Origin of the sequence: Oxalobacter formigenes, assembly GCF_002127965.1 — a bacterium.
In the GTDB taxonomy this organism is placed as follows: domain Bacteria; phylum Pseudomonadota; class Gammaproteobacteria; order Burkholderiales; family Burkholderiaceae_D; genus Oxalobacter; species Oxalobacter formigenes.
Map to the genome: position 1 here is coordinate 1,004,976 of NZ_CP018787.1, position 26,738 is coordinate 1,031,713.

General features: G+C 50.8%; 22 protein-coding genes. 19 read left to right on the top strand and 3 right to left on the bottom strand.

The window, feature by feature from the left end; all coding sequences use genetic code 11:
* Nucleotides 1-234 precede the first annotated feature (234 nt).
* The 9 genes from alaS to BRW83_RS04810 all read left to right on the top strand — a co-directional run bounded on the left by alaS (nucleotide 235) and on the right by BRW83_RS04810 (nucleotide 12,965).
* A complete protein-coding gene (alaS, locus tag BRW83_RS04770; RefSeq protein WP_036603021.1) occupies nucleotides 235-2,847 on the top strand; it encodes an alanine--tRNA ligase in 2,613 nt (870 codons plus the stop codon).
* Nucleotides 2,848-2,857: 10 nt separating this feature from the next.
* Nucleotides 2,858-3,103: a sulfurtransferase TusA family protein gene (locus tag BRW83_RS04775; protein WP_005881111.1), complete on the top strand. Its 246-nt coding sequence runs from the start codon at nucleotides 2,858-2,860 to the stop codon at nucleotides 3,101-3,103.
* Between the two features lie 32 nt (nucleotides 3,104-3,135).
* Complete coding sequence (locus BRW83_RS04780; RefSeq protein ID WP_005881109.1) at nucleotides 3,136-3,885, top strand: electron transfer flavoprotein subunit beta/FixA family protein; 750 nt, start codon at nucleotides 3,136-3,138, stop codon at nucleotides 3,883-3,885.
* Between the two features lie 53 nt (nucleotides 3,886-3,938).
* Nucleotides 3,939-4,871 (top strand): electron transfer flavoprotein subunit alpha/FixB family protein, encoded by a 933-nt coding sequence (locus BRW83_RS04785; protein ID WP_005881107.1) that lies wholly within the window; start codon nucleotides 3,939-3,941, stop codon nucleotides 4,869-4,871.
* Nucleotides 4,872-5,049: 178 nt separating this feature from the next.
* Complete coding sequence (locus BRW83_RS04790; protein WP_036603017.1) at nucleotides 5,050-7,920, top strand: adenosylcobalamin-dependent ribonucleoside-diphosphate reductase; 2,871 nt, start codon at nucleotides 5,050-5,052, stop codon at nucleotides 7,918-7,920.
* An 88-nt stretch (nucleotides 7,921-8,008) separates the two neighbouring features.
* Entirely contained in the window at nucleotides 8,009-8,809 is an 801-nt protein-coding gene (locus BRW83_RS04795; protein WP_005881103.1) for a class I SAM-dependent methyltransferase, read from the top strand.
* Between the two features lie 290 nt (nucleotides 8,810-9,099).
* Nucleotides 9,100-9,675, top strand: a complete 576-nt coding sequence (locus BRW83_RS04800; protein ID WP_005881101.1) for a hypothetical protein — start codon at nucleotides 9,100-9,102, stop codon at nucleotides 9,673-9,675.
* Between the two features lie 186 nt (nucleotides 9,676-9,861).
* Entirely contained in the window at nucleotides 9,862-10,071 is a 210-nt protein-coding gene (locus BRW83_RS04805; protein WP_036603015.1) for a hypothetical protein, read from the top strand.
* A 302-nt stretch (nucleotides 10,072-10,373) separates the two neighbouring features.
* The gene (locus tag BRW83_RS04810) at nucleotides 10,374-12,965 is read left to right on the top strand and encodes a DUF349 domain-containing protein (RefSeq protein WP_005881100.1); all 2,592 of its coding nucleotides are present in this window, start codon (nucleotides 10,374-10,376) and stop codon (nucleotides 12,963-12,965) included.
* A gap of 31 nt (nucleotides 12,966-12,996) precedes the next feature.
* On the opposite strand, the gene hslO is transcribed toward BRW83_RS04810, so the two are convergent.
* Both hslO and BRW83_RS04820 read right to left on the bottom strand, forming a co-directional pair.
* Nucleotides 12,997-13,920 carry an Hsp33 family molecular chaperone HslO gene (hslO, locus tag BRW83_RS04815; RefSeq protein ID WP_005881091.1) on the bottom strand — a complete coding sequence of 308 codons (924 nt, stop codon included), beginning with the start codon at nucleotides 13,918-13,920 and terminating at the stop codon, nucleotides 12,997-12,999.
* A gap of 64 nt (nucleotides 13,921-13,984) precedes the next feature.
* Entirely contained in the window at nucleotides 13,985-14,554 is a 570-nt protein-coding gene (locus tag BRW83_RS04820) for a gamma carbonic anhydrase family protein (protein ID WP_005881089.1), read from the bottom strand.
* 211 nt (nucleotides 14,555-14,765) lie between these two features.
* Here BRW83_RS04820 and BRW83_RS04825 point away from each other — a divergent pair, with 211 nt between their 5' ends.
* The 9 genes from BRW83_RS04825 (at nucleotide 14,766) to greA (ending at nucleotide 25,466) form a co-directional block, all read left to right on the top strand.
* A complete protein-coding gene (locus tag BRW83_RS04825; protein ID WP_005881087.1) occupies nucleotides 14,766-15,635 on the top strand; it encodes an alpha/beta fold hydrolase in 870 nt (289 codons plus the stop codon).
* 76 nt (nucleotides 15,636-15,711) lie between these two features.
* The gene (locus tag BRW83_RS04830; RefSeq protein ID WP_005881086.1) at nucleotides 15,712-16,545 is read left to right on the top strand and encodes a PHP domain-containing protein; all 834 of its coding nucleotides are present in this window, start codon (nucleotides 15,712-15,714) and stop codon (nucleotides 16,543-16,545) included.
* 201 nt (nucleotides 16,546-16,746) lie between these two features.
* Nucleotides 16,747-17,631, top strand: coding sequence for a protease HtpX (htpX, locus tag BRW83_RS04835; RefSeq protein ID WP_005881085.1), 885 nt, complete (start codon nucleotides 16,747-16,749; stop codon nucleotides 17,629-17,631).
* A 25-nt stretch (nucleotides 17,632-17,656) separates the two neighbouring features.
* Nucleotides 17,657-18,283: an L-threonylcarbamoyladenylate synthase gene (locus tag BRW83_RS04840; RefSeq protein WP_005881084.1), complete on the top strand. Its 627-nt coding sequence runs from the start codon at nucleotides 17,657-17,659 to the stop codon at nucleotides 18,281-18,283.
* 61 nt (nucleotides 18,284-18,344) lie between these two features.
* Nucleotides 18,345-19,001 carry a site-2 protease family protein gene (locus tag BRW83_RS04845; RefSeq protein WP_036603885.1) on the top strand — a complete coding sequence of 219 codons (657 nt, stop codon included), beginning with the start codon at nucleotides 18,345-18,347 and terminating at the stop codon, nucleotides 18,999-19,001.
* A 9-nt stretch (nucleotides 19,002-19,010) separates the two neighbouring features.
* Nucleotides 19,011-20,219 carry a tryptophan--tRNA ligase gene (locus BRW83_RS04850; protein WP_005881082.1) on the top strand — a complete coding sequence of 403 codons (1,209 nt, stop codon included), beginning with the start codon at nucleotides 19,011-19,013 and terminating at the stop codon, nucleotides 20,217-20,219.
* Nucleotides 20,220-20,417: 198 nt separating this feature from the next.
* Nucleotides 20,418-21,566, top strand: a complete 1,149-nt coding sequence (gene carA / locus BRW83_RS04855; protein WP_005881081.1) for a glutamine-hydrolyzing carbamoyl-phosphate synthase small subunit — start codon at nucleotides 20,418-20,420, stop codon at nucleotides 21,564-21,566.
* 105 nt (nucleotides 21,567-21,671) lie between these two features.
* Entirely contained in the window at nucleotides 21,672-24,902 is a 3,231-nt protein-coding gene (carB, locus tag BRW83_RS04860) for a carbamoyl-phosphate synthase large subunit (protein ID WP_005881080.1), read from the top strand.
* An 87-nt stretch (nucleotides 24,903-24,989) separates the two neighbouring features.
* Nucleotides 24,990-25,466, top strand: a complete 477-nt coding sequence (gene greA / locus BRW83_RS04865; RefSeq protein ID WP_005881079.1) for a transcription elongation factor GreA — start codon at nucleotides 24,990-24,992, stop codon at nucleotides 25,464-25,466.
* A gap of 6 nt (nucleotides 25,467-25,472) precedes the next feature.
* On the opposite strand, the gene yhbY is transcribed toward greA, so the two are convergent.
* Complete coding sequence (gene yhbY / locus BRW83_RS04870; protein ID WP_005881078.1) at nucleotides 25,473-25,946, bottom strand: ribosome assembly RNA-binding protein YhbY; 474 nt, start codon at nucleotides 25,944-25,946, stop codon at nucleotides 25,473-25,475.
* A 32-nt stretch (nucleotides 25,947-25,978) separates the two neighbouring features.
* On the opposite strand from yhbY, the gene BRW83_RS04875 reads away from it, so the two are divergent.
* Complete coding sequence (locus BRW83_RS04875; protein WP_005881077.1) at nucleotides 25,979-26,626, top strand: RlmE family RNA methyltransferase; 648 nt, start codon at nucleotides 25,979-25,981, stop codon at nucleotides 26,624-26,626.
* Nucleotides 26,627-26,738 lie beyond the last annotated feature (112 nt).

The following is a 26,738-nucleotide window of genomic DNA, read 5'->3' on the forward strand; positions in this document are numbered from 1 at the left end:
TTCGAACAGGCTGTTTTGCAATTCAAATGAACTGTTTTATTTAAACCACAATGACAAAAATATCGATGTAATTCGTGAACAGAACGAAATGCCTGTGAAGCCTTTCATTTTTGTTTCCACAAGGGCTTTCAAGCGGATTCAACCGTTCATTCTGGCTATAAAACTGTCGGGTGTGTCGGGTTTTTTTCTTTTATAATCGTTGTTTCAGCATTCTTGCCTACTTTCAATACAAAAATGAAATCTGCCGAAATTCGTCAAAAGTTTCTGAGCTTTTTTGAAGCCAAGGGCCATACTATCGTCCGTTCGAGCTCGCTGGTTCCTGCCAACGATCCCACCCTGATGCTGACCAATGCAGGAATGGTGCAGTTCAAGGACGTTTTCCTGGGACTCGACAAACGTCCCTATACGCGTGCCACGTCCGTGCAACGCTGCGTGCGTGCGGGCGGCAAGCATAACGACCTTGAAAATGTCGGGTATACGGCACGTCACCATACTTTTTTCGAAATGCTGGGCAACTTCAGCTTCGGCGATTATTTCAAGCGGGATGCGATCCACTATGCGTGGGAACTGTTGACGACGGTTTACAAACTCCCTGCCGACAAGCTCTGGGCAACCGTTTATTACGAAGACGACGAAGCCTATGACATCTGGGCCAATGAAATCGGTCTGCCGAAAGAAAGAATTGTCCGCATCGGCGACAACAAGGGTGCCCGTTACGCGTCGGATAACTTCTGGCAAATGGCCGATACCGGCCCATGTGGTCCTTGCAGTGAAATCTTTTACGATCACGGTCCTGACGTTGCCGGTGGCCCTCCGGGAAGCCCTGACGAAGACGGTGACCGTTATATTGAAATCTGGAATCTGGTGTTCATGCAGTTCAACCGGGATGAACAGGGCAATATGACGCCATTGCCAAGCCCTTGTGTCGATACCGGTATGGGACTGGAACGACTGGCTGCCGTACTCCAGCACGTTCACAGCAATTATGAAATCGACCTGTTCCAGAACCTGATCAAGGCCGCTGCTCGCGAAACGGGTACGACCGATTTGACGAACAATTCCCTGAAAGTCATTGCCGACCATATCCGCGCGACGTCTTTCATGATCGTTGACGGGCTGATTCCGGGCAGCGACGGTCACGGCTACGTATTGCGCCGCATTATCCGCCGCGCCTTGCGCCACGGTTACAAGCTCGGTCAGACCAAACCTTTCTTTTACAAGCTGGTTGAAGATCTTGTGAAGGAAATGGGCGCAGCCTATCCGGAACTGGTGGAAGCGGCCGGTTATGTCCAGCGCGTTTTGCGCCATGAAGAAGAACGTTTCGGCGAAACGCTCGATAACGGCATGAAGATCCTTGAATCGGCACTGACGGACAGTTCGACGGTATTGAACGGTGAAACGGCTTTCACCCTTTACGATACCTACGGTTTCCCGCTGGATCTGACGGCGGATATCTGCCGCGAAAGAAACATGACGGTCGATGAAGCGGGTTTTGACGTTGCCATGGAAAAACAGAGAGCGACGGCCCGTGCTTCCGGCAAGTTCAAGATGGCGGCCGCTCTGGAATATCACGGTGAAAAGACGCAGTTCGTCGGTTACGAACGGCTGGAAGAGGTCGGTACGGTTGTGGCCATTTATCGTGACGGTACTCCCGTTGACAAAATAGAGACCGGCCAGAATGGCGTGATTGTTCTGGATACGACACCGTTTTATGCCGAGTCCGGCGGTCAGGTGGGTGACGTCGGTACACTGGTCGGTAACGGAGTGCGTTTCGATGTTGAAGATACCCAGAAAATTCAGGCCGACGTGGCCGGCCATCACGGCAAGCTCGTCAATGGAACGATAACGATCGGTGACAAGCTCGACGGTCGCGTGAATATGGAAATGCGTGCCCAGACGATGCGGAACCACTCGGTAACCCATCTGATGCACAAGGCATTGCGTCAGGTTCTCGGTTCGCATGTCGCGCAACGCGGTTCGCTGGTCGATCCGGAAAAAACCCGTTTCGACTTCAGTCATAATGCACCGATTACTGACGATGAAATCCGTCAGGTTGAAGAAATCGTCAATCGTGAAATCGTGGCGAACAATCCGACCGAAACCCATCAGATGAGTTTTGACGAAGCGATTGCGCATGGTGCGACGGCACTTTTCGGCGAAAAATACGGCGATGTCGTCCGGGTGCTGGATATCGGTTTTTCCTGTGAATTATGTGGGGGTACACACGTTTCCCGTACAGGCGATATCGGTTTCTTCAAGGTTGTTTCCGAAGGGGGCGTGGCAGCGGGTATCCGTCGTATCGAGGCGGTTACCGGTCTGGTGGCCATGCAATGGGTTCAGGATATGGCCCGCAAGGTTGGTGAAGCCGCTTCTGCGCTGAAAACCCAGCCGGATGAACTGGTGAACCGTATCGTACAGGTACAGGACCACATCAAAGGTCTCGACCGTGAACTCTCTACCCTGAAAGCGAAATTCGCTTCCAGTCAGGGTGATGATCTGGCCGACAAGGCAACAGACATCAAGGGTGTCAAGGTGCTGGCTGCCATGATTGAAGGTGCCGATGTTTCGGGCTTGCGAAGCACGATGGACAAATTGAAAGACAAGCTGAAAACGGCAGCTATCGTTCTGGCAGCCGTTAATGACGGTAAGGTCAGCCTGATTGCGGGCGTTACATCCGATATGACGTCGAAACTGAAAGCGAGCGAACTGGTGAATCACGTTGCCAAACAGGTCGGTGGCAAGGGCGGTGGACGCCCGGATATGGCTGCCGCCGGCGGTACCGATCCAAGCGGTCTGGATGGCGCATTGAATAGTGTGGGAGGCTGGGTCCAGGAACGTCTGGGCTGATGGCAGGGTAATGGAAAACGACGCGGAAAAAAAAGTTGATCAGAGAGTCGATGCTTGCGGATTGAAATGTCCGATGCCGATTTTGCGGGCCAAAAAGGCATTGGCAAATATGGAATCGGGCCAGTTGCTGGAAGTGCTGGCGACCGATCCGGCCGCTGTGCGCGATTTTCACTTTTTCGGAAACCAGACGGGGAATATTGTGATCGGGGAATCTGAAGACAAGGGTGTGTTTTCCATTATCGTGAAGCGCAAGTAGGTTGGAAAAAAGAATTATTTCGGGGTAAATGCATGAAAATACTGGTGCCTGTCAAACGGGTTGTCGACTATAACGCCAAAATCCGGGTCAAGCCCGATGGCAGCGGCATTGAAATGGATAACGTCAAGATGTCGATGAATCCATTCGATGAGATCGCTGTAGAAGAAGCCGTCCGTCAAAAAGAATCGGGTGTGGCTTCTGAAGTGGTCGCCGTTTCATGTGGCATTGAAAAATCGCAGGATACCTTGCGAAACGCGATGGCTATCGGTGCCGATCGCGGCATTCTGGTCAAGACCGATGCTAAGCTGCAACCGCTGGCTGTTGCCAAACTGCTGGTGAAGCTGGTGGAAAAAGAACAGCCTGACCTGGTTATTCTGGGAAAACAGGCAACGGATGACGATGCCAACCAGACCGGGCAGATGCTGGCGGCGCTTCTGGACTGGCCTCAGGCGACTTCGGTCTTCAAGGTGGCGATTGAAAATGGAAAAGCCATTGTCACACGTGAAATCGACGACGGCGAAGAAACGCTGGCATTGGAATTGCCTGCTGTCATCACCGCTGATTTGCGCCTGAACGAGCCGCGTTACGTGACCTTGCCGAATATGATGAAGGCAAAGAAAAAAACGATAGACATGACAACGCCGGATGAGCTGGGTGTATCGGTTGAGTCTCATCTGAAAACCGTGAAGGTTTCCGAACCGGCAATGCGTTCCGAAGTCCGGATGGTGCCGGATATCGCGACGCTGGTTGACCGGCTGAAAAATGAAGCCAAGGTGATTTGAACCGATCAAGCTGTTTGTCAGGCCGTTTATCAAGTTTCAATACAGGATCAGAAATGCCCATACTTGTTGTTGCCGAACATGACAATCAATCTTTGAAAAATGGCACATACCATGCCGTTTCTGCCGCTGCCTTGTGTGGTCAGGACATCCATGTTCTGGTTGCCGGTTCCGCTTGTCAGGGCGTCGCTGAAAAAGCGGCGAAAATGGCAGGCGTCGCCAAAGTGCTGGTGGCGGACGCTCCTCATCTGGAACACGGCTTGCCTGAAGACGTTGCCGCGCAGGTTTTGTCGATCACCGGGGAATATTCCCATATTCTTGTCGGTGCCACGTCATTCGGTAAGGCCATGATGCCCCGTGTGGCGGCAAAACTGGATGTGAACCAGATTTCCGAGATCACGAAAGTGGTGTCAGTCGATACGTTCGAGCGGCCTGTCTATGCGGGCAACGCCATTGCAACGGTACAGTCATCCGACCCGGTCAAGGTCATTACTGTCAGGACGACGGCGTTTGCGCCTGCAGTGGAGGATGGCAGTGCGGCTCCGGTTGAACCGGTCGCAGCCGTTGCCGGAAACGGCAAATCGTCTTATCTCTCGCATCAGGTAGACAAGTCACACCGACCGGAATTGTCCAGTGCGAAAATTGTTGTGGCAGGCGGGCAAGGTGTCGGTTCAGCAGAAAATTTCAGACTGATCGAACAGCTGGCAGACAAACTGGGTGCGGCTGTCGGCGCATCCCGCTCTGCGGTAGATGCCGGTTTCATTTCGAATGATTTGCAGGTGGGACAGACAGGCAAGATCGTCGCTCCCGATCTGTATATTGCTGTCGGAATTTCCGGGGCGGTTCAGCATGTCGCCGGCATCAAGGATGCCAGGACTATCGTGGTGATCAATCAGGACCCTGATGCACCGATTTTCCTGACGGCCGATTACGGTATTGTGGGAGATTTGAACAAGCTGGTTCCGGAGCTGATAGCGGCTCTGGATTAAATCCGCCTTTGCTGAGCGAAGGCAAGTTGAACAATAAATTTGATTTTAATATTAGGCAGGAAAACGGATTGAATGCATTCCGTTAAAAAAAACGGGCGATTTTTTCAAAACAGGATTGTGAAAGAAAAAATATCGTCTCAAATATTTAATTCGGTACCTGTATGAGGGAGTCACTACTATGACAGTTTCGGAAAGTGCGACAGATTCGTTATATGCGCCGCAGGAAATTTCCACCGAGGTTTTACTGGAAAAATATGCCAAGGGCAATGAAACCAGTGTAGAAGAAGTAATGGAACGGGTTGCCCAGGCTTTGGCGGAAGTGGAAGCTCCCAAGAACAAAAAGAAATACGCTGAAGAATTTTTGTGGGCATTGCAAAACGGCTTCATTCCGGCAGGGCGCGTCAGCAGTGCAGCCGGAACCGGCTTGCAGACAACGCTGATCAACTGCTTTGTCCAGCCTGTAGGGGACTCCATCACCAATATGGTCGATGGCAAGCCCGGCATTTATACCGCTCTGGCTCAGGCAGCCGAAACGATGCGCAGAGGCGGGGGTGTCGGCTATAACTTCTCGTCCATCCGTCCGCGTGGTGCCAAAGTCCGCGGTACCGGCAGCAGTGCATCGGGTCCGATTTCGTACATGAAAGTGTTCGACCGTTCCTGCGAAACGGTTGAATCAGCCGGTGCACGTCGTGGTGCACAGATGGCGGTATTGAATATCGACCATCCGGACATCGTCGAATTCATTACGATCAAACAGGAACAGAACCAGCTCAGCAATTTCAACGTATCCGTCGGTGTGACCGACAAGTTCATGCAGGCTGTCGAAAGCGACGGTGATTTTGAACTGGCTCATGTAGCGGAACCGAATAACGAACTGAAGGAAAAAGGCTCATACAAACGCGCTGACGGCAAATGGGTTTACAGCAAGGTCAAGGCAAGGGATATCTGGGATCTCGTGATGAAAAGCACCTACAATGCGGCTGAACCCGGCGTGCTTTACATTGACCGTATCAACCGGGAAAACAATCTCGCTTACTGTGAAGTCATCGAAGCGACCAATCCCTGTGGTGAACAGCCTCTGCCTGATTATGGCTGTTGCTGTCTGGGCAGTCTGAACCTGACGTCGTTTGTCACGGCTCCGTTTTCGGCACATCCGCTTTTCGATTTCAATCTGTTTGCGAGAGTGACCAAAATTGCCGTTCGCATGCTGGACAATGTTCTGACAGCAACAAAATGGCCATTGGAAGAACAGGCGAAGGAAGCTGCTGCAAAGCGCCGTATCGGTCTCGGATTTACCGGTCTGGGCGATGCATTGATCATGCTCGGTATCCGTTACGATTCCGAAGAAGCGCGAATCCTGTCGTCTGAAATCTCCAAAGCCATGCGTGACGCCGCATATTCCGGTTCCATCGATCTGGCGAAAGAACGCGGTGCGTTCCCGATGCTGGATGTCGAAAATTATCTGAAGGGCGGTTTCGTATCGCGTCTGCCGGAAGAGATGAAAGCCCAGATCCGCAAACACGGCATTCGCAATTCGCATCTCACTTCCATTGCACCCACGGGTACGATTTCGCTGGCTTTTGCCGACAACGCTTCCAACGGTATCGAACCGGCATTCTCATGGTTCTATAACCGCGTCAAACGCATGCCGGACGGTTCGAAGAAAAACTACACCGTCGAGGATCACGCTTACCGTATTTATCGTTCGATGGGAAACGACGTTTCCAAACTGCCGGATTATTTCGTTTCGGCGCTGGAAATCTCCGCTATCGATCACATGCTGATGGTCGCTGCGGTTGCGCCTTATATCGATGCTGCCATTTCCAAAACAGTGAACGTGGCTGAAGAATATCCCTATGAAGATTTCAAGAACCTTTATATGGAAGCCTGGAAAAAAGGCCTGAAGGGCATCACGACCTATCGTCCGAATAACGTCAGAACCGCGATTCTGTCCGTTCCGACAGAAAAAGAGAAAGAAACCAAAAAAGAAGACAAGAACGGGCATTCGGTCACACTCTCCGAACAGGACAAACGTATTATCCTGAAAGAAGTGACGATAGCGCCGCCTCTGTCTTCCCTGCGCTGGCCGTCACGTCCTGCGCTGCCAGCCGGTGCTTCGGCATGGATCAGCGAACAGATCATGTCGCCTCAGGGGGAATTCGCCGTGGCCGTTTCCGACCATGACGGCATTCCTTTCGAAGTGTGGGTACTGGGTGGCCAGACACCACGCGGACTGGATGCCATTGCCAAGACGCTGTCGATCGACATGCGTGCCAACGACAGGGGCTGGCTGCACAAACGCTTTACGATGCTTTCCAACGTCGGTGGTGATTCATTTGAAATGCCGATGCCGCCAAACGGGGAATTCGTACAGGTTCCGAGCACGACAGCTGCACTGGCCCGTCTGGTCATGTGGCGTTACAACCAGCTCGGCGCGCTGGATCACAAGGAGGATGAACCTTCTCCGGTACTGGATGCCCTGTTCACGCCGCACGAACCGAGAACCGGTACGGACGGTACGCTGGCCTGGGTTGCCGACGTACAGAATCCGTCTACCGGCGACGATTTCGTCCTGATGTTGAAAGAACTGGAAATGCCGGACGGTACCCGTCGCCCATACAGTATAGGATTGACGGGTGGGCACCCGCGGGCACTCGATGGCCTGTGCAAGCTTCTCTCCGTCGATATGCGCGTGATCGATCCGGCATGGATCGGCATGAAACTGCGCAAGTTGATGAATTATGCAGAACCACGTGGCGATTTCCTCGCACGTGTACCCGGACAGGCACGTCAGGCCAGCTTCCCGTCGACTGTCGCCTACATCGCCCAACTGGTCATCCATCGATACGCCATGCTGGGTATCCTGACGCCGGATGGCCATCCGGTCAAACCGCTGGGTGTGGTTGCCGACGAACCGGTTCGCGACGTCCGTCCGACTGTTTTGAGAATGCCGGGCAAACTGTGTACCGAATGCGGCAATACGACGGTTATCCGCAAGGATGGCTGCGATTTCTGCACGGCTTGCGGGGCGATCGGTTCCTGCGGTTAAAAAACCGTCCTTAATTGACGAAAAATCCCTGTCGTCGTATCGTGAGAACGATACCGGCAGGGTTTTTTTATGGCGGAAGAGGTGCAAAATGGATTCGAGTGTCACGAAAAATGCAGGCCGTTTTACCGGTTTTGCCGATGTGTACGATCAGGCCAGACCGGCCATGCCGTTTTATCCCGTTAAAATCATCCGGACTTATCTGGGACGAAAACCGCAACAGGTTGTTGATCTGGGCTGTGGGACAGGTTTGTCTTCGCTGGTCTGGAAAGGGCAGTGCGAAAAGTTGACCGGAATCGAGCCGAGCGACGATATGCTTGCGGTTGCGAAATTGAAAGAAACGGAAGGTATCTCTTTCAAAAAAGGTTTTTCAGGGGCGACCGGGCTGGAAAACGCTTCAGTGGATGCCGTTGTCTGTTCCCAGTCTTTCCACTGGATGGAACCGGAATCGACACTGGCTGAAGTCAATCGTATTCTGAAGCCGGGCGGTGTTTTTGCGACTGTCGATTGTGACTGGCCTCCGGTTTGTCACTGGCAGGCAGAAAAAGCCTACACAGAACTTTTCAGAAAAGTGCTTGAGATCGAGGAAACGAACCTGGATGTCAAAAATTCATTTGTGCGCTGGAACAAGGAAGGGCATCTGGCCAATATCCGCCGAAGCGGGGTTTTCACTTATGCCCGGGAAATCGTCTTTTCCAATACGGAAAAATGTACTTCAGAACGCCTTGCAGAGCTTGCCAAAAGTCAGGGTGGCCTGCAGACGATTCTGAAAAAGGCGCCGGAAATGATTGAAAAAGATCTTGTGGTGTTTGAAAAAGCCGTTTCCGCCACGTTCGGTCAGGATGAATTCGACATCGATTTCGGCTATCGGATGAGGATCGGCGTCAAATAAAGGTTTTCAGGTGCGACGCTCATTGCCTGCCGACAGGTTTTTTCGGCAGGCAATTTTTATCCGTGTCCATTTCATGCCGAAAAATCAAAAGGGAAACTGGCCGGATGTTTCTCAAAATTCACCGGATTGAATTTGTTTTGCCTCAATCGGCATGAGCAGGATTGATATTAAGATTTTCAGACGGTGGATATTCGTTTTTCCGTTCTTTATAAATTGACATCGGTTTTTTGTCGATTTTGCTCCTCCGTTTTTCTCCTTTTTGCATCCAGAATATTTTGTGTGAGACAAGCATGTTATCGAATACGTATATCCGGATTGTCTGTGCCAATGAAAATAACCGGATCAGAAAATTGCTTGAACGCCTTTGTGGCGAAAAGGACAAAACGGCTGTTATGGATGAGGCGGCCACTTTGTATTCACTGGTCGAAAAAATCGAACAGGAACGCAGGACAAGGCGTTTTGACAAATTCATTTTGCCTTTTATAAAAGCGGATGATCCCGGAACAGGCATCCTGGAAAAGATGGAAGAACTCAGGAAAGACATTTCAGTTTGTGTTGTTTTGCTTCAATCTGTCCTGAAAGAAGCCATCGATAATGGAACCATCGACAGGCAGGTTTTTGCGCCGGAGATCCAGAGATATTGCGATCTGAACAACAAACTGCTGGATTATGAAGAAAGCAGATTGGGCGTGTCCGGCAGGGGTGGTGTTGCGGAAGACGACTGGTTTGCACTGGCCGAGAGTTTTATTAAAGAAGACAAAGAACTCTTCAATGATAAGTACTTGAATGAAAAAGAGGTATTGGATATTATTCCGGAAAGCCCTGTCTGGCGGTCAGCTGACGCAAAAACGGAATACAGGGTATAATACTAGATCTGCCATTCGGATTGTTTACCCAATAATTCGAACCTGTTCTCAGGATGGAGCAGAATAGTTGCGTGCGGGAATAGCTTCACGTGATTGTGGAATGGCCACACTGGTTTACCTTAATCGGGCAATAACCGGATCGGGTGGTTCCCATTATCTCAAAAAGATTTTACAGAAAGGTTCGTTATGAAAAAATCAATGTCCAGGGCACATGCCGATCATTTGAAAAGATGCTATATGAGCATGGGCCTCGATCATGAAATTATGCTTGGCGTGCAAAGTCAAAGAGCGCAAGCTTACGATTTGCTTGCCAATATCCATACACAGGTAACGGCACAGGATACTCCTGCAAATGACTGCTGCAAACTGTACCATTGCAGTTGCGCCAATTCCTGAACATTTCCTGATATTGTTGCCGGTTGACTGATTCGGTCACAGGCATATCTGACTACTGTCCCCGATGGATTGTTATGCCAGATTGGTTTTTATGCATCGAAGGCATAAAATCTGTCGTGGTTCCCAGTAGTATTTCCCTTTCTCCGTTTTCCATCATCGTCGTTTACAGGCATTTTTGTCGGCCTGAATACGTCATAAATCCGATTTTAGAAAAAAATCTTTATTTTTTTTTACAAGAAAAAGCTAATTTTCCCCACGTCTTGATATCATGTCTTTTTTTATGAAACCGGATTCCTGGGTTTATGCTGAATTTTCTATTAAATTGTTTCCGTAAAAAGCGTCAGAAAGCCATCCCGCAGCCTGCTGTCCGGAAAGAGCCATCTGAATCGCAGCTTGCCAAAAAGGAGGCTTTGCAGCAGGCGGAACAATTGTCAGGCGACGATTTGCTGATTGCGGATTTTGTCCTGCAATGCAAGTTTGCCGATGCACGCTTCATTGCGGCACGTAAAATTCAGTCCAGAGATGCGCTGGAAAAAGTCAGGGCCGCTGTCGTCAAGACAGATCGCCGTGTTTACCGCCTCGTGCAAACCCGTTTGAATGAACTGGCTTTTTCCGACAAATTTTTTGCCGATGTCGGGACTTGTATTGAAAAAGCGGCCCATCTGGTACAGGAGCCGGGACTGACCCCCAATCTTGTCGCAGAACTGGATCGCGAGTGGAAAATGATCACGTCGGTTGACAACGGTCTTTTGTCTTCCGAATTGCTGGCCCAGTTCAATTCCCTTCATTCACAGCTGACTTCCAGACTGGCTCTTCAGGTGGATTTGCAACTGGAATTGAAGGCGGCAGATGGCCGGCTTTCGGAAATCGGAACCGACAGCAATCTGACGCCCGACGAGCGGTCAACGGTACTGGAAGAAATCGGCGCCAGAATAAACGGCTGGAAACAGTCGCCAGAATGGCTTTCCCTGCCACGTCAGGCTTTTGCCGCCCTTGAAACGAAGCTGGATACCTTAAAACAGCAGTCCGACCTTTATGCACAGGAATTTCAGTCTGTGGCGGAACGTATTGATTGGCTGGAAAAATGGGAGCAGCTCGATTCGGCGGAATTGAAAAAAGCTGAACTTGAAAAAATCTGGCAGGAGTTGCCGAAATTGGGCAATGCCGAAAAGCGTTCCGAACTGGACGAGCGTTATCAGAATGTTCTGTGCCGGGCTATTGTCGAGGTTGCCGATATCGCCCCATTACAGCCCAAACTGGAATTGCCGGACAATGAAGCCCTGAAATATTTCGATGAGCACTTCAAGGCCATGCAACAGGCCGTTGAAGCCGGTCTGGCACAGGAAGCGTTTACTCATGAAGAAGCATTGAGCCGCCTTGATCTCGACAAGCTGGATTTGTCCGCTGAACAGCGGGACCAATTGACCGAATCGAGAAGTGAGATCCGTCGCCTGAAAGGCTGGGCGAAATGGGGTGGTCAACAGTCCCGTGAAAAACTCATTCGCTTTGTCGAATCCTTGCCTGAACAGGATTTGTCGATTGACGAGCTGTCATCTGCCATCGTGAATGCGCGTGAACAGTGGAAGTCGCTGGCTGCCGTATCGGGCACTGCCGCCAGGGCACAGTGGATCGAGTTCGATACCTTGTGCAACCGTGCCTATGAACCTGTTCTGGAACATGCGAAAGAGCAGGCTCTTGAACGTCAGGAAAACGTTTTGAAGGCCGAAGCCATTATCGACAATGCCAGAGCGTTTATCAACAGCCTTGACCCGGTGTTTTTCGATGCGGATAACAAAGACAAGGACTGGAAAACGATCATCAATTTTTATCGCCAGATTTCCCAGGTGTGGCGACAGATCGGCATGGTTGGCAAGGCAGAAAAGAAAAGGCTGGACGACGCTTTTTCAACAGCACTGCAACCGGTAAGGGATGCGCTTTACCAACAGTCGCAACTCGAAATCGAAATGAGGGAGCAGCTGATCGAGGAAGTGCGTGGAATCGATCCTGATAGCAGGGATTCCGGAAAACTGTTGAAGGCCATTCAGCAAAAATGGCAGACAGCGGCCAAAAATTTCCCACTGGACAACCGGGAAGACAAAAAGCTCTGGTCCCGTTTTCGCGAAGTGTGTGAAAATCTGCACGACAGGCGCATGGAAAAGAACAAGGCAGCTGATAGTGAAAGACTGGAACATCTTCAGCAGAAAGAAGCTGTTTGCACAGAACTGGAATCTGTCGGGATGACAGATGCAGGCAGTATGGAACAACGGTTAAGCCAGCTTTTGAAACAATGGGCAGACATCGGCAATGTTCCAAGAGAGTCCGAAGCGGAACTTCAAAAAAGGCTGGATATGGCTGTTTCTGCCATCAGGGATAAAATTGTGCAGTTGAAAGCGGAAAAAATGCAATCTGCATTGAAATCGCTCCCTGAAAAGCTCAGGCTTTGCTCGGAAGTCGAAAGCCGGATGGCGGCAGTTTGCCAGAATCCAGACGATGTCTCTCTGGATATGTCCGACGACGAAAAATACGATATGGCATGGAAGACTTTGCCTCCATTGCCGGACAAGCTGGAAAACGTTATATCCCATCGATTTTATAATGGCTTGAAAGCGATGGCGGGCCTCAATATGGGCTATGGAAAGCGTCTGGCTGACAATGTATTGTCCCTGAAAGAGAATATCCTTCGTTGCGAGATCGTTTATGGGCTCGACAGTCCCGATGAACTGATGCAGGAACGGATGCAGATGCAGGTGAAAGTCTTGCAGGATTCGCTCGGAGGCGATCATCTTCAGAGTGAAGAGGTCATGAAACAGCTTCTGGAATTGCCGGCACTGATGGATGACACCGATATTCAGAGAATAAGCAATCTGATCATTGAATTGAAAAAACCCGGTTAAACCGGGTTTTTTATATGTCTTTCCGAATGGTTCAGTGAATCGTATTGCCTGTGCTGTCGTTCGGTTCAGGGGAGAAGATCCGGGCGCAATCGTCCTTGTTGAACGGGTACGACTGTCCGCAAAAATCGCAATCGATCGATAAATCCCCCTGTTCGGCGAGCGCGTCATTGACTTCCTTTTCGCCCAGCATTTTGAGCATATGGGCGACTTTGTCGCGGCTGCAGGTACACTGGAATACAGGGGTCAGCGGATCGAACATGTAAACGTCCTCATCCCAGAAAAGTCGGTGTCTCAATGTATCGACGTCAGTTTCCAGCATTTCCTTCGGTTTCAGGGTAGAAGCCAGTGCGGCAAGGTGTTGCCATGCGTTTTCTTCTTCTTCATTTTTCTCGCTGAGACCGTCCGCACCGGTTTGGGATGGCATCTTCTGCAAAAGCAGGCCCCGGATGACGTCCTTGTCGGCAGCCAGCTGGATACGGGTGTCCAGCTGTTCGGATTGCTTCATGTAATTTTCAATGACGTGTGAAATGGTATCGCCTTCCAGCGAGACAATGCCCTGATACGGCTGTTGGCCCGGAACCTTGTCATGCGGGTCGAGAGTGATGACGAAACGGCCTCTGCCATGTGCGTTGATCAGGTCAGTAAAGCTGGCCTCGTCGCTGATGACAGCTTCCGAATCCAGCTTTGCCGTTGCACGGATATGCAGGGCGGAATCGCACTCGACAACAAGAAGGCGGACGGGACCATCTCCCTGAATCTGAAGGATGAGGGCGCCGTTGAATTTGATGTTGCCGCACAACAGGGCGGCTGCACCAATCATTTCGCCCAAGAGCCTCGTGACGGATGACGGGTAATGGTGGTTTGACTGTATCTGTGACCAGGCTTTCCCGATTTCAACGAATTCACCCCTTACGGCGGCCTGCTGGAAAAGAAATTTCTGAAGTTGGTCTGTCATGCTGAAGGTTCCGTTTTGAAAGTGCGGATTTTACCGCGGGACTGATGGATAGGGTAAAAAGTCTTTACTTGTCTGAAGTTTCATCAAGGTTTTGCATGAGTGCCTCCTCATGTTCGACTTTTTCCAGCTTGTCGAGAAAGCGCTGTTTGTTCCAGACGTAATGATCGGCTGCCCGGGGCATTTTTGCGGCCACTTTTTCGTCCATTGTTCTGATGGCCCGTGCGGGAGCGCCCATCAATACCTTGTTCGGCTCGAACGTCTTGTTTTCCGTTACGAGCGATCCGGCACCGACCAGACAGTTTTCCGGTATGACCGAACCGTTCATGACCGTTGCACGAATGCCGATCATCGTACCGTCCATGACGGTACAGCCATGCAACATGGCCAGGTGTCCGACGGTAACGTTTTTTCCCAATGTGAGAGGTCGGCCAGGGTCTGCATGCAGGACAGCACCATCCTGAATGTTGGTGTTTTCACCGATGACAATCCGGTCGTTGTCGCCCCGGATAGTCACGTTATACCAGACGGAGGCATGAGCTTTAATGATGACGTTGCCGATAATGGTGGCGTTTTCTGCAATGAAAGCAGTCGGATGAATTTGCGGCGTATGCTCGCCCAGTCGATAAATGGCCATAGGAAAGTGTATTCGGAATCGTGAATCAGTTTGAAGCGCTTATTGTACCTTTCCTCGTGGCGGAGTCATCAGACTGAAATAAAAATTCAGTATGCTGGCTGGATAAAAAAATTATTTTTAAAAATTTCAATTTTTTTAATAGTAGCTATTTTCAATCATGATGGCTTGATTATAATGATTCGTTTTCACTCTCGATGAATTGAATCTGCCAATGAAAGCGTCGCGTACCGAATTTGTGAACCTGAACAATATGCGTTTATGCATGCGTCACTGGGGTGACGAAGATGCGCCGAAACTGTTTATGGTTCATGGCTGGATGGATATTTCCGCTTCTTTCCAGTTTATCGTGGATGCCATGAAGCGCGACTGGCATGTCATCGCTCCCGATTTGAGAGGGTTCGGACAATCAGAGTGGGCTGTCGGTGGGTATTGGTTCCCCGATTATCTGGCCGATCTGGAAGCGATGCTGAATCACTATTCACCGGACGAGCCAGTTCGTCTTTTGGGACACAGTCTGGGTGGCAATATCACCAGCGTTTATTCCGGCGTGCGGCCATCCCGGGTGGCGCAACTGATCAGTCTTGAAGGGTACGGGATCGTTGAAAACCGGCCAGAAATGGCGCCTGAACGGCTCGAAAGGTGGCTTGATGCCAGAAAATATCCGGAACGCCTTCGATCTTATCGCGACAGGGAAGCGGTTGCCGACCGCCTTCAGCAAAACAACTCACGTCTCACACGGGAACGTGCCAGATTTTTGGCCGATTACTGGTCAGAGGAGAACGACAAGGGGGAACGGGTGATCATGGCTGATCCAAAACATAAATCCCTGCCGGTACTCTCCCGTCTGGATGAAATCCTTGCGTGCTGGAGCCGGATCGAGGCGAGGGTGCTGTTTGTGGAAGGCAAACATTCCCTTCTGGGTATCCGTATGAAGGATCAGGAGAAGGCACAGGAAGAAATCAGGCGTCGTGCCGCCTATATCAAGGACGTGCGTATCGCTCTGGTGGACGATGCCGGTCACATGCTCCAGCACGACCAGCCGGAAGTCGTGGCCGGATTGATTGACGGGTTTCTGGTTTAAGCGGAGTGCCTCTCACGATGCAAGCTTTGACCAATCGTCGTAAAATATCTCTTTATAAATCCAGGTTATATTTATTATGCTGAATATCGATCTTCATTCTCACTCCCGGGTATCGGATGGGGTTTTGTCGCCAACCGAACTGGTCGGGCGTGCCCAGGCCAACGGGGTCAAGGTTCTGGCCCTGACTGACCATGATGAGGTGGGGGGGATTACAGAAGCGAAAAAGGCGGCAGCGAAACATGGAATCCGGCTGGTTTCCGGTGTTGAAATTTCGATAACCTGGGCTGGAACCTCGATTCATATCGTTGGCCTGAATGTCGATGAAAACGATCCTGTCCTTATCGAAAATCTGCGCAGAAACCGGTCAGGCCGTATCGAACGGGCACAGCGTATGGGAGAAAGGCTGGCAGAGCTGGGGGTTGCAGGAGCGTATGAAGGCGCCCTCAAATACGTGACGAATCCGAGCCTGATTTCAAGAAAGCATTTTGCCCGTTTTCTGGTGGAAAGCGGTGTCTGTTCCAATATCCCCAATGCGTTCGACCGTTTTCTTGGAGACGGAGCCCCTGCCTATATCCGGCACCAGTGGGCGACGCTGACTGAATCGATGGAATGGATTCTGAATTCAGGTGGTACGGCGATTGTGGCGCATCCCGGCCGTTATCCCCTGAAAGATGTGGCGCTTTACGCATTTCTGGATGAGTTCAAACAGCTGGGGGGGACAGGTATTGAGGCGGTGACCGGAAGCCACAGCCCTGACCAGTACCTTGAATTTGCGCGTTTGGCCAAACGTTACGGACTGCTGGTTTCCGCCGGATCGGATTTTCATGCGCCGGGTGAATCGCCCGTGGATGTCGGTTGTTTGCCCGATTTCCCGTGTCCGGTTGAACCTGTCTGGAAAGACTGGAAATAGGTTTTCCGGATTCAGTTACGGTTTGAAACGATAAAAAGGCTGCACGAACCCGTTTTTGCCGTTATATTTCACCATCTTGTGAAAAATATTAATTGAAGAGCCCTTTTTCGGTGTCAAGATTCACTGAAATGTCTTGAATTTTCCGTAAGCGGACTTATGTACTGTTTTCCTGTAAAAATCATTCAATAGCGGAATCAACTCATGAAAAGAATATTTCTCTTTCTGGCAACCAATCTGGCCGTCATTCTGGTCATGTCGATTGTGCTGTCGCTTTTGGGCGTCAACCGTTATCTGTACGGCACCGGACTGAATCTGGGCAATTTGCTCGTTTTTTCGCTGGTGGTCGGTTTTACCGGATCGATCATTTCACTTTTGATCAGCAAGCCGATGGCGAAATGGTCAACTGGTGCACGCGTCATTACGACACCTGCGAATTCGACGGAAAACTGGCTTCTCTCAACGGTAGGCAAATTGTCCCGTGAAGCCGGAATCAACATGCCTGAGGTTGCCGTTTACGATGGTGAACCGAATGCATTTGCGACCGGCGCTTTCAAGAATTCGGCTCTGGTGGCTGTATCGACCGGTTTGCTGCAAGGCATGAACCATGAAGAGATCGAAGCTGTCCTCGGACATGAAATCGCCCACGTCGCCAATGGCGATATGGTGACGCTGACCCTGATTCAGGGCGTGTTGAATACGTTCGTGGTTTTCCTGGCGCGTGTTGTCGGTTTTTTTGTCGACAATCTGCTCTCACGCAATTCGGATTCAAGAGGCGGCTACGGACTCGGTTATTTTGCGACGGTCATCATTTGCGAAATTCTGTTTGGGGTTCTGGCGTCGATTATCGTTGCCTGGTTCTCACGCTATCGTGAATATCGTGCCGATGCCGGTTCAGCCAGATTGCTTCACAACAAGCAGCCAATGATTCATGCCCTGATGCGTCTTGGACAAATGGAATCGGGCGATTTGCCCAAAAACGTCGCAATGGCCGGTATTAATGGCCGTAGCGGTCTGGCAGCGCTGTTTGCGTCCCATCCGCCGATTGAAAAACGGATTGAAGCCCTGCAAAGTGCCAGTGTCCGATAACCGGACACCATAACGGAAAGTTAAAATGACCAGTCAATATTTGGAAATTCATCCAGTCGATCCACAAGACCGGCTGGTAAAAAAAGCGGCCGATATCATTCGTGCCGGAGGTGTCATTGTTTTGCCAACAGATTCGAGCTATGCACTGGTCTGCCGTCTTGACGACAAGGCGGCAGTTGACCGCATCAGGCAGATTCGCCAGATCGACGAACGTCATTTGTTGACCCTGTTATGCCGGGATCTGAAAGAAGTCGGATCTTACGCACAGGTGGATAATGGTTCATACCGTCTGCTGAAGTCAGCGACGCCGGGAGCGTTTACATTTATTTTGAGGGCGTCGAAAGAAGTGCCTCGCCGTCTGTCCCATCCATCCCGCAAGACGATCGGCTTGCGTATTCCTGACAATCGTATCGTTCAGGCGCTGCTGGATGAACTGGGCGAACCCCTGATCGGAACAACCGTTATTCTTCCCGGTGAGGAAGACCCGTATACTGAAGGGGATGTGATTCAGGAAAGACTGGAAAAACTGGTCGATGCCGTTGTGGATGGCGGTGCCTGCGGTTTGCTGCCGACGACGGTGGTCGATCTGACAGGAAGGGAAGCCGAACTGGTTCGTAGCGGCAAGGGTGATCCGGCCCTGATCGGTCTGTAATATTTTAAAATGTTGATGTACGTCCGGTTTTTCCGGTCGTAGTGTTTTGGGGATGCTTGAAATGGATAATATTCTGGAAACTGCCATTGTCTGGGCGATTCCCCTGTTGTTTGCCATCACGCTGCATGAAGCGTCTCATGCCTTTGTCGCCAAATATCTGGGGGATTCGACCGCGTATGTGCAAGGGCGAATGACCTTGAATCCCATCAAACATATCGATCCCTTTGGGACAATCATTATTCCGGTTGCCCTGATCATGTTGGGCAGCCCGTTTATTTTCGGTTACGCCAAACCGGTTCCGGTCAATTTTGGCCAGCTAAGGCATCCACGTCGCGATTCCGCACTGGTCGCGCTGGCCGGTCCGGTATCCAACCTGATCATGGCAGTTTTGTGGGGCATCCTTAAAATTATCCTGCTTGCCACGCATGTACAGAGCGGAATTTTCCTGCAGATGGCAGAAATCGGGATAATCGTGAATCTGGTTCTTTTCGCATTCAATCTTTTCCCATTGCCTCCTTTGGACGGAGGCCGCATAATGACAAGTCTGTTGCCGGTGAATCTGGCCTACAAGTTCGCACAAGTTGAGCGTTATGGCTTTTTTATCGTCCTCGGGCTGGTTTATCTGGGGCTGACGACTTACTGGATGCGTCCGGTTATGGCTTTGGGCCGCTGGGTCGTCAATCTGTTTTTATATCCTTTGATTCATTTATTCATTTAGTCAATCATTATGTATCCTGATCGAGTTGTTTCCGGCATGCGCCCGACTGGTGCGCTGCATCTTGGCCATTACCACGGCGCCATCAAAAACTGGGTTCGCATTCAATCTGAAGTGGAAAGCCTTTTTTTCGTCGCAGACTGGCATGCCCTGACAACCCATTACGATGAAGTGGAATCGATCGAAAAGAATGCATGGGAAATGGTGATCGACTGGCTGGCAGCCGGTATCGATCCGGAAAAAGCCACGATTTTCATCCAGTCGAAAGTACTGGAACATGCGGAGCTGACCTTGCTGATGAGCATGTCCACGCCCCTGTCATGGCTCGAGCGCGTACCGACTTACAAGGACCAGATCCAGAAACTGGCACACAAGGATTTGACGACTTATGGTTTTCTCGGCTATCCATTGATGATGGCGGCTGACGTACTGGTGTACCGTGCCAACAAGGTGCCGGTTGGTGAAGACCAGTTGCCGCATATGGAAATCATGCGCGAACTGGCACGCCGTTTCAACTATATGTACGGTCGTGAAAAAGGCTTCGATGAAAAAGCGCAGGAAAGCGCCAAAAAACTGGGCAAACAGCCAGCCAAGGTATTTCTGGAACTGCGTACCGAATATCAGGAAAAAGGCAATACAGAAGCGCTGGAAAAGGCTCAGGCCATGCTGGATCAGGCTGGCAGTCTTTCTACTGCCGACAGGGAATTGCTCTACGGTTATCTGCTCGGCAGCCGCAAACAGATTCTGGCCGAACCCCAGGCACTGTTGACGGAAGCATCCCGTTTGCCTGGACTCGATGGCGCGAAAATGTCGAAAAGCTACGGCAATACGATTGCCCTGCGCGACGACAAGGAAACGATTGCGCAGAAAATCCGTACCATGCAAACCGATCCGGCACGAGTCAGACGGACCGATCCGGGCGATCCGGACAAATGTCCTGTCTGGTTGTTCCATGAAGTGTATTCCGACGATGAAACGAAAGAATGGGTACAGAAAGGATGCCGCTCGGCCGGAATCGGCTGTATCCAGTGCAAACAGCCGATTATCGATGCTGTCGTCCGTGAGCTGGAACCGATGCAGGAACGGGCACAGCAATATATCGCCAAACCGAAACGGGTGCGTGAGATCGTAGAACATGGTTGTGAAAGGGCGCGCAAGCTGGCCGGTGAAACGATGCGTGACGTTCGCGAAGCGATGGGTTTGGGTTATTCCGAAAAATAACGGGGCGGGTGTTTGCTGGCATATTTATTCTCGGATATAATTGGATAGCTAAACGAATTCAATCATTACCGTAGCGCCTGCGTCGTTTGACCCCAAACAAAATTTGAATCAAGCCCCCGAACGGGTAAAAACCCTGTTCGGTAGATTGATGCGGCCCAGTGAGGCAGTGCTGTTGCGGTAACACTAAAAGGAGTTACCTTGCAATTCCCTTTCGGTCAACAGGTTCCAGCCGTTTTGGCGCTTGCAGACGGCACTGTTTTTCACGGCTATTCCATTGGCGCCAGAAGTGAAACTGCCGGAGAAGTTGTTTTCAACACTTCCATGTCGGGTTATCAGGAAATTCTGACTGATCCGAGCTACAGCGGTCAGATCGTCACCCTTACTTATCCCCATATCGGCAATACAGGTGTCAATCCTGAAGATGTCGAGTCCAGAAAAATTCAGGCTGCCGGTTTCATCGTCAAGGATGTCCAGCCGGTCATTTCCAATTTCCGGGCAACCCAATCCCTGCCGGATTACCTGAAAGATGAAAATATCGTTGCCATTGCCGGTATCGATACACGAAAACTGACCCGTATCCTGCGGGAAAAAGGCTCTCAAAGCGGTGCTATCGTTGTCGGTGGTGACGAAAAGAGGGCGATCGAACTGGCAAAAGCCTGTTCAGGTCTTGCCGGTCAGGATCTTGCCAAAGAGGTCACGACGGACAAGGCCTACCAATGGACAGAAGCGGGTTGGGAATTGGGTACGGGTTATAAACAGCTGGGTGATTCAAAATATCATGTCGTCGCTTTCGATTTTGGCGTCAAACGCAATATTTTGCGCATGCTGACGGATCGTGGCTGTAAAGTGACCGTGCTGCCAGCCCAATCGACGGCAGCAGACGTCATGAAACTGTCTCCGGATGGGGTTTTCCTGTCGAATGGCCCTGGCGATCCACAGCCTTGTACCTATGCGATCGAGGCGGCGCGTGACCTGATTGAAAAGGGCGTTCCGACTTTCGGTATTTGTCTGGGTCACCAGATCATGGCGCTGGCTGCCGGTGCAAAAACTCAGAAAATGAAATTCGGCCATCATGGTGCGAACCATCCTGTGCAGGACATCGAAACAGGCAAGGTGCTGATCACTTCACAAAATCATGGCTTTGCAGTCGATGAATCGACATTGCCATCCAATTGCAAGGTGACGCACAAATCCCTTTTTGACGGCTCCCTGCAGGGTTTTGCCCGAACGGACAAACCGGCTTTCTGTTTTCAGGGCCATCCTGAAGCATCCCCGGGACCGGGTGACGTTGATTATCTCTTCGACCGGTTTGTCGGTCTGATGGAAACAGCGAAGAAAAGCAAATAATCTAAAGCCGGACTGGCAGGATGCCGATCCGGCAAAGTAGTAAAAAGAGCAGAGCAACTCCTCACCGTATCCGGTGGAGTGACAACAGATACAAATGCGGAAAATATGCCAAAACGTACAGACATCAAGAGCATTCTCATTATTGGCGCCGGCCCTATTATCATTGGACAGGCTTGTGAATTCGACTATTCCGGCGCCCAGGCTTGCAAGGCTTTAAGGGAAGAAGGTTACAAGGTCATTCTGGTCAACAGCAATCCGGCGACGATCATGACCGATCCTGAAACGGCGGACGTGACCTTTATCGAACCGATTACATGGAAAGTCGTTGAACGGATTATCGAGCAGGAACGTCCGGATGCCATTCTGCCGACGATGGGTGGCCAGACGGCGTTGAACTGCGCGCTTGACCTCTATCGCAACGGCGTTCTGGAAAAATACAATGTCGAACTGATCGGCGCGTCGCCTGAAGCGATTGACAAGGCGGAAGACCGTGCGAAGTTCAAGGAAGCGATGACGAAGATCGGCCTTTCTTCAGCCCGCTCCGGCATTGCCCATACTCTGGAAGAAGCATGGGATGTCCAGAAACAGCTCGGTTTCCCGGTCATCATCAGACCGTCGTTCACTCTGGGTGGCACCGGTGGCGGTATTGCCTACAACGAAGAGGAATTCGAAACGATCTGCCGTCGTGGTCTGGAGGCGTCTCCAACCAATGAACTTCTTATTGAAGAATCGCTGATCGGCTGGAAAGAATTTGAAATGGAAGTTGTCCGTGACCGCGTGGACAATTGCATTATCGTTTGCTCGATTGAAAACCTTGACCCGATGGGCGTTCATACCGGTGACTCGATCACCGTGGCACCGTCCCAGACACTGACGGACAAGGAATACCAGATTATGCGCAATGCCTCGATTGCCATCCTGCGTGAAATCGGGGTCGATACCGGTGGTTCCAATGTCCAGTTTGCGATCAATCCGAAAGATGGCCGCATGATCGTCATCGAAATGAATCCGCGTGTTTCGCGTTCTTCTGCACTGGCTTCCAAGGCAACCGGTTTCCCGATCGCCAAAGTGGCGGCCAAGCTGGCTGTCGGCTTTACGCTGGATGAGTTGCGCAATGACATTACCGGAGGTGCAACGCCTGCCTCGTTCGAACCGACCATCGATTACGTGGTTACGAAAGTGCCCCGTTTCACGTTCGAAAAATTCCCTTCAGCCGATTCGCATCTGACAACCCAGATGAAATCGGTTGGCGAAGTCATGGCGATTGGCCGTACTTTCCAGGAATCGTTCCAGAAAGCGCTGCGTGGTCTTGAAGTCGGCGTCGAAGGCATGAACGAAAAGACCCGTGACCATGAAGTCATCAAGGAAGAACTGGGTGAACCGGGACCGGAAAGAATCTGGTACGTCGGTGATGCATTCGCGCAGGGATTTACGCTGGAAGAAGTTCAGGCTTTAACGCATATCGATCCGTGGTTCCTTTCGCAGATCAAGGAAATCGTCGACATCGAATTGTGGCTCGACCAGCAAAAAGTCGAGGATCTGGACAAGGACACCCTCTTCAAGCTGAAACAGAAAGGTTTTTCAGACAAACGTCTGGGGTGGCTGTTGAAAACGACCGACAAGGTCATTCGTGACAAGCGTCACGAATTCGGCATCCGTCCGGTTTACAAACGGGTCGATACCTGTGCGGCGGAATTTGCCACGAATACGGCTTACATGTATTCCACCTATGATGAGGAATGCGAAGCCGAACCGACAAACAGGAAAAAAATCATGGTTTTGGGCGGTGGCCCGAACCGTATCGGTCAGGGTATCGAATTCGATTACTGCTGTGTTCACGCTGCCATGGCGATGCGTGAAGACGGTTACGAAACGATCATGGTCAACTGTAACCCTGAAACCGTATCGACCGACTACGATATTTCCGACCGTCTGTATTTCGAGCCGCTGACACTGGAAGACGTGCTTGAAATCGTCGACAAGGAAAAACCTTATGGTGTGATCGTCCAGTACGGCGGCCAGACTCCCCTGAAACTGGCGCTGGATCTTGAAGCCAACGGGGTGCCTATCGTCGGTACGTCTCCTGATATGATCGATGCTGCGGAAGACCGCGAACGTTTCCAGAAACTGCTGAAAGATCTGGATTTGCGGCAGCCGCCTAACAGAACGGCCCGTACCGAAGAAGAAGCGTTGAAACTGGCTGAAGAAATCGGTTATCCGATTGTTGTCCGCCCATCTTACGTTCTGGGTGGCCGTGCGATGGAAATCGTTCACGATCAGGCCAGCCTTGAACGCTATATGCGTGAAGCGGTCAAGGTATCGAATGATTCTCCTGTCCTGCTCGACCGTTTTCTGAATGACGCGATCGAAGTGGACGTTGATTGTCTCTCGGATGGCGAACGTACTTTCATCGGTGGCGTGATGGAACATATCGAACAGGCAGGTGTTCATTCCGGTGATTCGGCCTGTTCCCTGCCTCCTTATTCGCTGTCGAAAGCGACGATTGAAGAATTGAAACGCCAAACCACCCTGATGGCAAAAGGCCTGAATGTGGTCGGTCTGATGAACGTCCAGTTCGCTATCCAGCATCAGGAAGTGAATGGCAAACTTCAGGATGTCGTTTACGTGCTGGAAGTCAATCCCCGCGCTTCGAGAACCGTTCCGTTTGTCTCGAAAGCAACCGGCAAACAGCTGGCCAAGATTGCTGCACGTTGCATGGTAGGCCAGTCGCTGGAACAACAGGGTATTGAAAAAGAAGTCATTCCGCCTTATTTCAGTGTCAAGGAAGCGGTCTTCCCGTTCGTGAAATTCCCGGGTGTGGATACCATTTTGGGGCCTGAAATGAAATCGACCGGTGAAGTCATGGGGGTCGGCAAGTCTTTCGGCGAAGCCTTCGTCAAGTCGCAAATGGCGGCTGGGGTCAATTTGCCGCGTACCGGCAAGGTATTTTTGTCGGTCAAGGACAGCGACAAACCGAGAGCGGTCAAGGTTGCCAGGGCTCTGGTCCAGATGGGCTTTACCATCATGGCAACGAAAGGCACAGCCAAAGTCATGCGTGAAGCAGGCATTGATGCCGAAACCGTCAACAAGGTTGCCGAAGGACGCCCGCATATCGGTGACGTGATCAAAAATCACGAAATCGTCATGGTCATCAATACGGTTGAAGAAAAACGCAATGCCATTTTCGATTCGCGGACGATCCGTACATCGGCTCTGGCAGCCCGTATCAATACCATCACGACGATTGCCGGTGCTGAAGCCGCCGTTCAGGGCATTGCATGCATGGACCAGATCAATGTGTACAGCCTGCAAAGCCTGCATCAGTCTTTACAGTAATTTGAATTAACAATCGGATATTTTTTCGCGAGGCTTTTTGACACGAAAGTGTCTTGGAAGCCTCGCCCGTTTTTTGAGAGAAGGAAAATGAGTTCCATACCTGTTACTGTTCGTGGTGCACAGATGTTGCGCGATGAGTTACAACGGTTGAAAACCAAGGACCGTTACGAAGTGATTGCCGCGATTGCGGAAGCCCGGTCGCATGGCGACTTGTCCGAAAATGCGGAATACGATGCGGCCAAAGAGCGTCAGGCATTTATTGAAGGGCGTATTGCCGAACTGGAAGGAAAGCTTTCATCGGCACAGATTATCGATCCGACAACCCTGAATACGAACGGCAAGATCGTTTTCGCTGCAACCGTTTCTGTTGAAGATCTGGAAACGGGCGACAGGGTAACCTATCAGATCGTCGGCAACGATGAAGCCGATTTGAAAGAATTCAAGATTTCGATCACCTCGCCAATGGCAAGAGCATTGATCGGACGGGAAGAAGGCGATGTCGTCGAGGTCAATGCTCCGGCAGGCGTTCGTGAATACGAAATTCTGGAAGTGATGTTTATCTGATGGTATTTATTTGGCGAGCGCTTTCTTTTTGGCGCTTGCCGGACGTGCTTTGCTGCGTTTGACCAGACCACCGGCAGTTACCCGCTCGTTGCCCTTCAAAACCACTTTTTTGACCCGGTTTTTGATACTTCCCGAACCTGGTTTGAATGTGGTCGTTGTCCTGAGTCCCTTGCCTTTTTTGTCAGTTGAAAGCGGCTTTTGGCTTTCTTCTTTTTTGGGGCGGTAAATGACGAGCAGCTTGCCGATGTGCTGGATGGGTGCGGCTTCCATTTGTTCACAAATGGATTCCAGCATATCGAGACGGGCCTGACGGTCGTCGCCGAAAACGCGGATTTTGATAAGCTCGTGAGCATTCAGGCTCACGTCGATTTCTTTCAAAACGGCATCGGTCAGGCCGGCATCGCCGATCATGACAACCGGGTCGAGGCTGTGGGCCAGCGATCTTAACTGGCTTCGTTGTTCAGAATTGAGTTTCAACATAATGTTCCTTTGAAAAACTGTATTTTACGCGAATGTCAAAGAATAAATTCAATAAAAGCTGGATGAAAAACCATTTGGACGATCCTTTTGTCAAAATGGCTCAAAAAGAAGGCTATCGTGCACGGGCAGCGTACAAACTGATCGAGATCGATGAAGATGCTCATTTGATCAAGCCGGGGCAGGTTATTGTCGATTTGGGAAGTACCCCGGGAAGCTGGTCTCAGTACGTCGTTCGCAAGCTGGGAAGCTCGGGTGCAAACCAGCTGAACGGAACGGTTATCGGGCTGGATTTGCTGCCTATGGAACCGATTGAGGGTGTTCATTTCTTTCAGGGCGACTTTCGCGAGGAATCGGTTTTGCAGGAACTGGAAAATTTGTTGCAAGGCAGAAAAGCGGATCTTGTATTATCGGATATGGCCCCCAACTTGTCCGGTATAGCTTCCGCCGACGCAGCACGTGTGGAATATCTGATGGAACTGGCGCTCGATTTTGCACAGGCTCACCTGAAACCGTCAGGCGCCTTGCTGGTCAAATGTTTCAATGGAAGCAGCTATAACGATATTTTGAAGAATTTTCGTGAAACGTTTGTGACGGTCACACCGAAAAAACCGAAAGCCAGCCGGGATTATTCTTCAGAAATATTTTTGCTGGGACGTCAATTGCGGCATCCTACCGATTAGAATAATGCGTTTTTGAAACTCTTTGTAAAATTGGATGTAACAAAAGTTTTCCCGGGTTATTGTCATCAATTTGAGAAGGTATGATCCCGTCTCCAACAGAGTTGGGCCGGAT

Coding starts and splice junctions, on each gene's coding strand:
- alaS (WP_036603021.1), top strand. CDS start 235: ATGAAATCTGCCGAAATTCGTCAAAAGTTTCTGAGCTTTTTTGAAGCC.
- BRW83_RS04775 (WP_005881111.1), top strand. CDS start 2,858: ATGGAAAACGACGCGGAAAAAAAAGTTGATCAGAGAGTCGATGCTTGC.
- BRW83_RS04780 (WP_005881109.1), top strand. CDS start 3,136: ATGAAAATACTGGTGCCTGTCAAACGGGTTGTCGACTATAACGCCAAA.
- BRW83_RS04785 (WP_005881107.1), top strand. CDS start 3,939: ATGCCCATACTTGTTGTTGCCGAACATGACAATCAATCTTTGAAAAAT.
- BRW83_RS04790 (WP_036603017.1), top strand. CDS start 5,050: ATGACAGTTTCGGAAAGTGCGACAGATTCGTTATATGCGCCGCAGGAA.
- BRW83_RS04795 (WP_005881103.1), top strand. CDS start 8,009: ATGGATTCGAGTGTCACGAAAAATGCAGGCCGTTTTACCGGTTTTGCC.
- BRW83_RS04800 (WP_005881101.1), top strand. CDS start 9,100: ATGTTATCGAATACGTATATCCGGATTGTCTGTGCCAATGAAAATAAC.
- BRW83_RS04805 (WP_036603015.1), top strand. CDS start 9,862: ATGAAAAAATCAATGTCCAGGGCACATGCCGATCATTTGAAAAGATGC.
- BRW83_RS04810 (WP_005881100.1), top strand. CDS start 10,374: ATGCTGAATTTTCTATTAAATTGTTTCCGTAAAAAGCGTCAGAAAGCC.
- hslO (WP_005881091.1), bottom strand. CDS start 13,920: ATGACAGACCAACTTCAGAAATTTCTTTTCCAGCAGGCCGCCGTAAGG.
- BRW83_RS04820 (WP_005881089.1), bottom strand. CDS start 14,554: ATGGCCATTTATCGACTGGGCGAGCATACGCCGCAAATTCATCCGACT.
- BRW83_RS04825 (WP_005881087.1), top strand. CDS start 14,766: ATGAAAGCGTCGCGTACCGAATTTGTGAACCTGAACAATATGCGTTTA.
- BRW83_RS04830 (WP_005881086.1), top strand. CDS start 15,712: ATGCTGAATATCGATCTTCATTCTCACTCCCGGGTATCGGATGGGGTT.
- htpX (WP_005881085.1), top strand. CDS start 16,747: ATGAAAAGAATATTTCTCTTTCTGGCAACCAATCTGGCCGTCATTCTG.
- BRW83_RS04840 (WP_005881084.1), top strand. CDS start 17,657: ATGACCAGTCAATATTTGGAAATTCATCCAGTCGATCCACAAGACCGG.
- BRW83_RS04845 (WP_036603885.1), top strand. CDS start 18,345: ATGGATAATATTCTGGAAACTGCCATTGTCTGGGCGATTCCCCTGTTG.
- BRW83_RS04850 (WP_005881082.1), top strand. CDS start 19,011: ATGTATCCTGATCGAGTTGTTTCCGGCATGCGCCCGACTGGTGCGCTG.
- carB (WP_005881080.1), top strand. CDS start 21,672: ATGCCAAAACGTACAGACATCAAGAGCATTCTCATTATTGGCGCCGGC.
- greA (WP_005881079.1), top strand. CDS start 24,990: ATGAGTTCCATACCTGTTACTGTTCGTGGTGCACAGATGTTGCGCGAT.
- yhbY (WP_005881078.1), bottom strand. CDS start 25,946: ATGTTGAAACTCAATTCTGAACAACGAAGCCAGTTAAGATCGCTGGCC.
- BRW83_RS04875 (WP_005881077.1), top strand. CDS start 25,979: ATGTCAAAGAATAAATTCAATAAAAGCTGGATGAAAAACCATTTGGAC.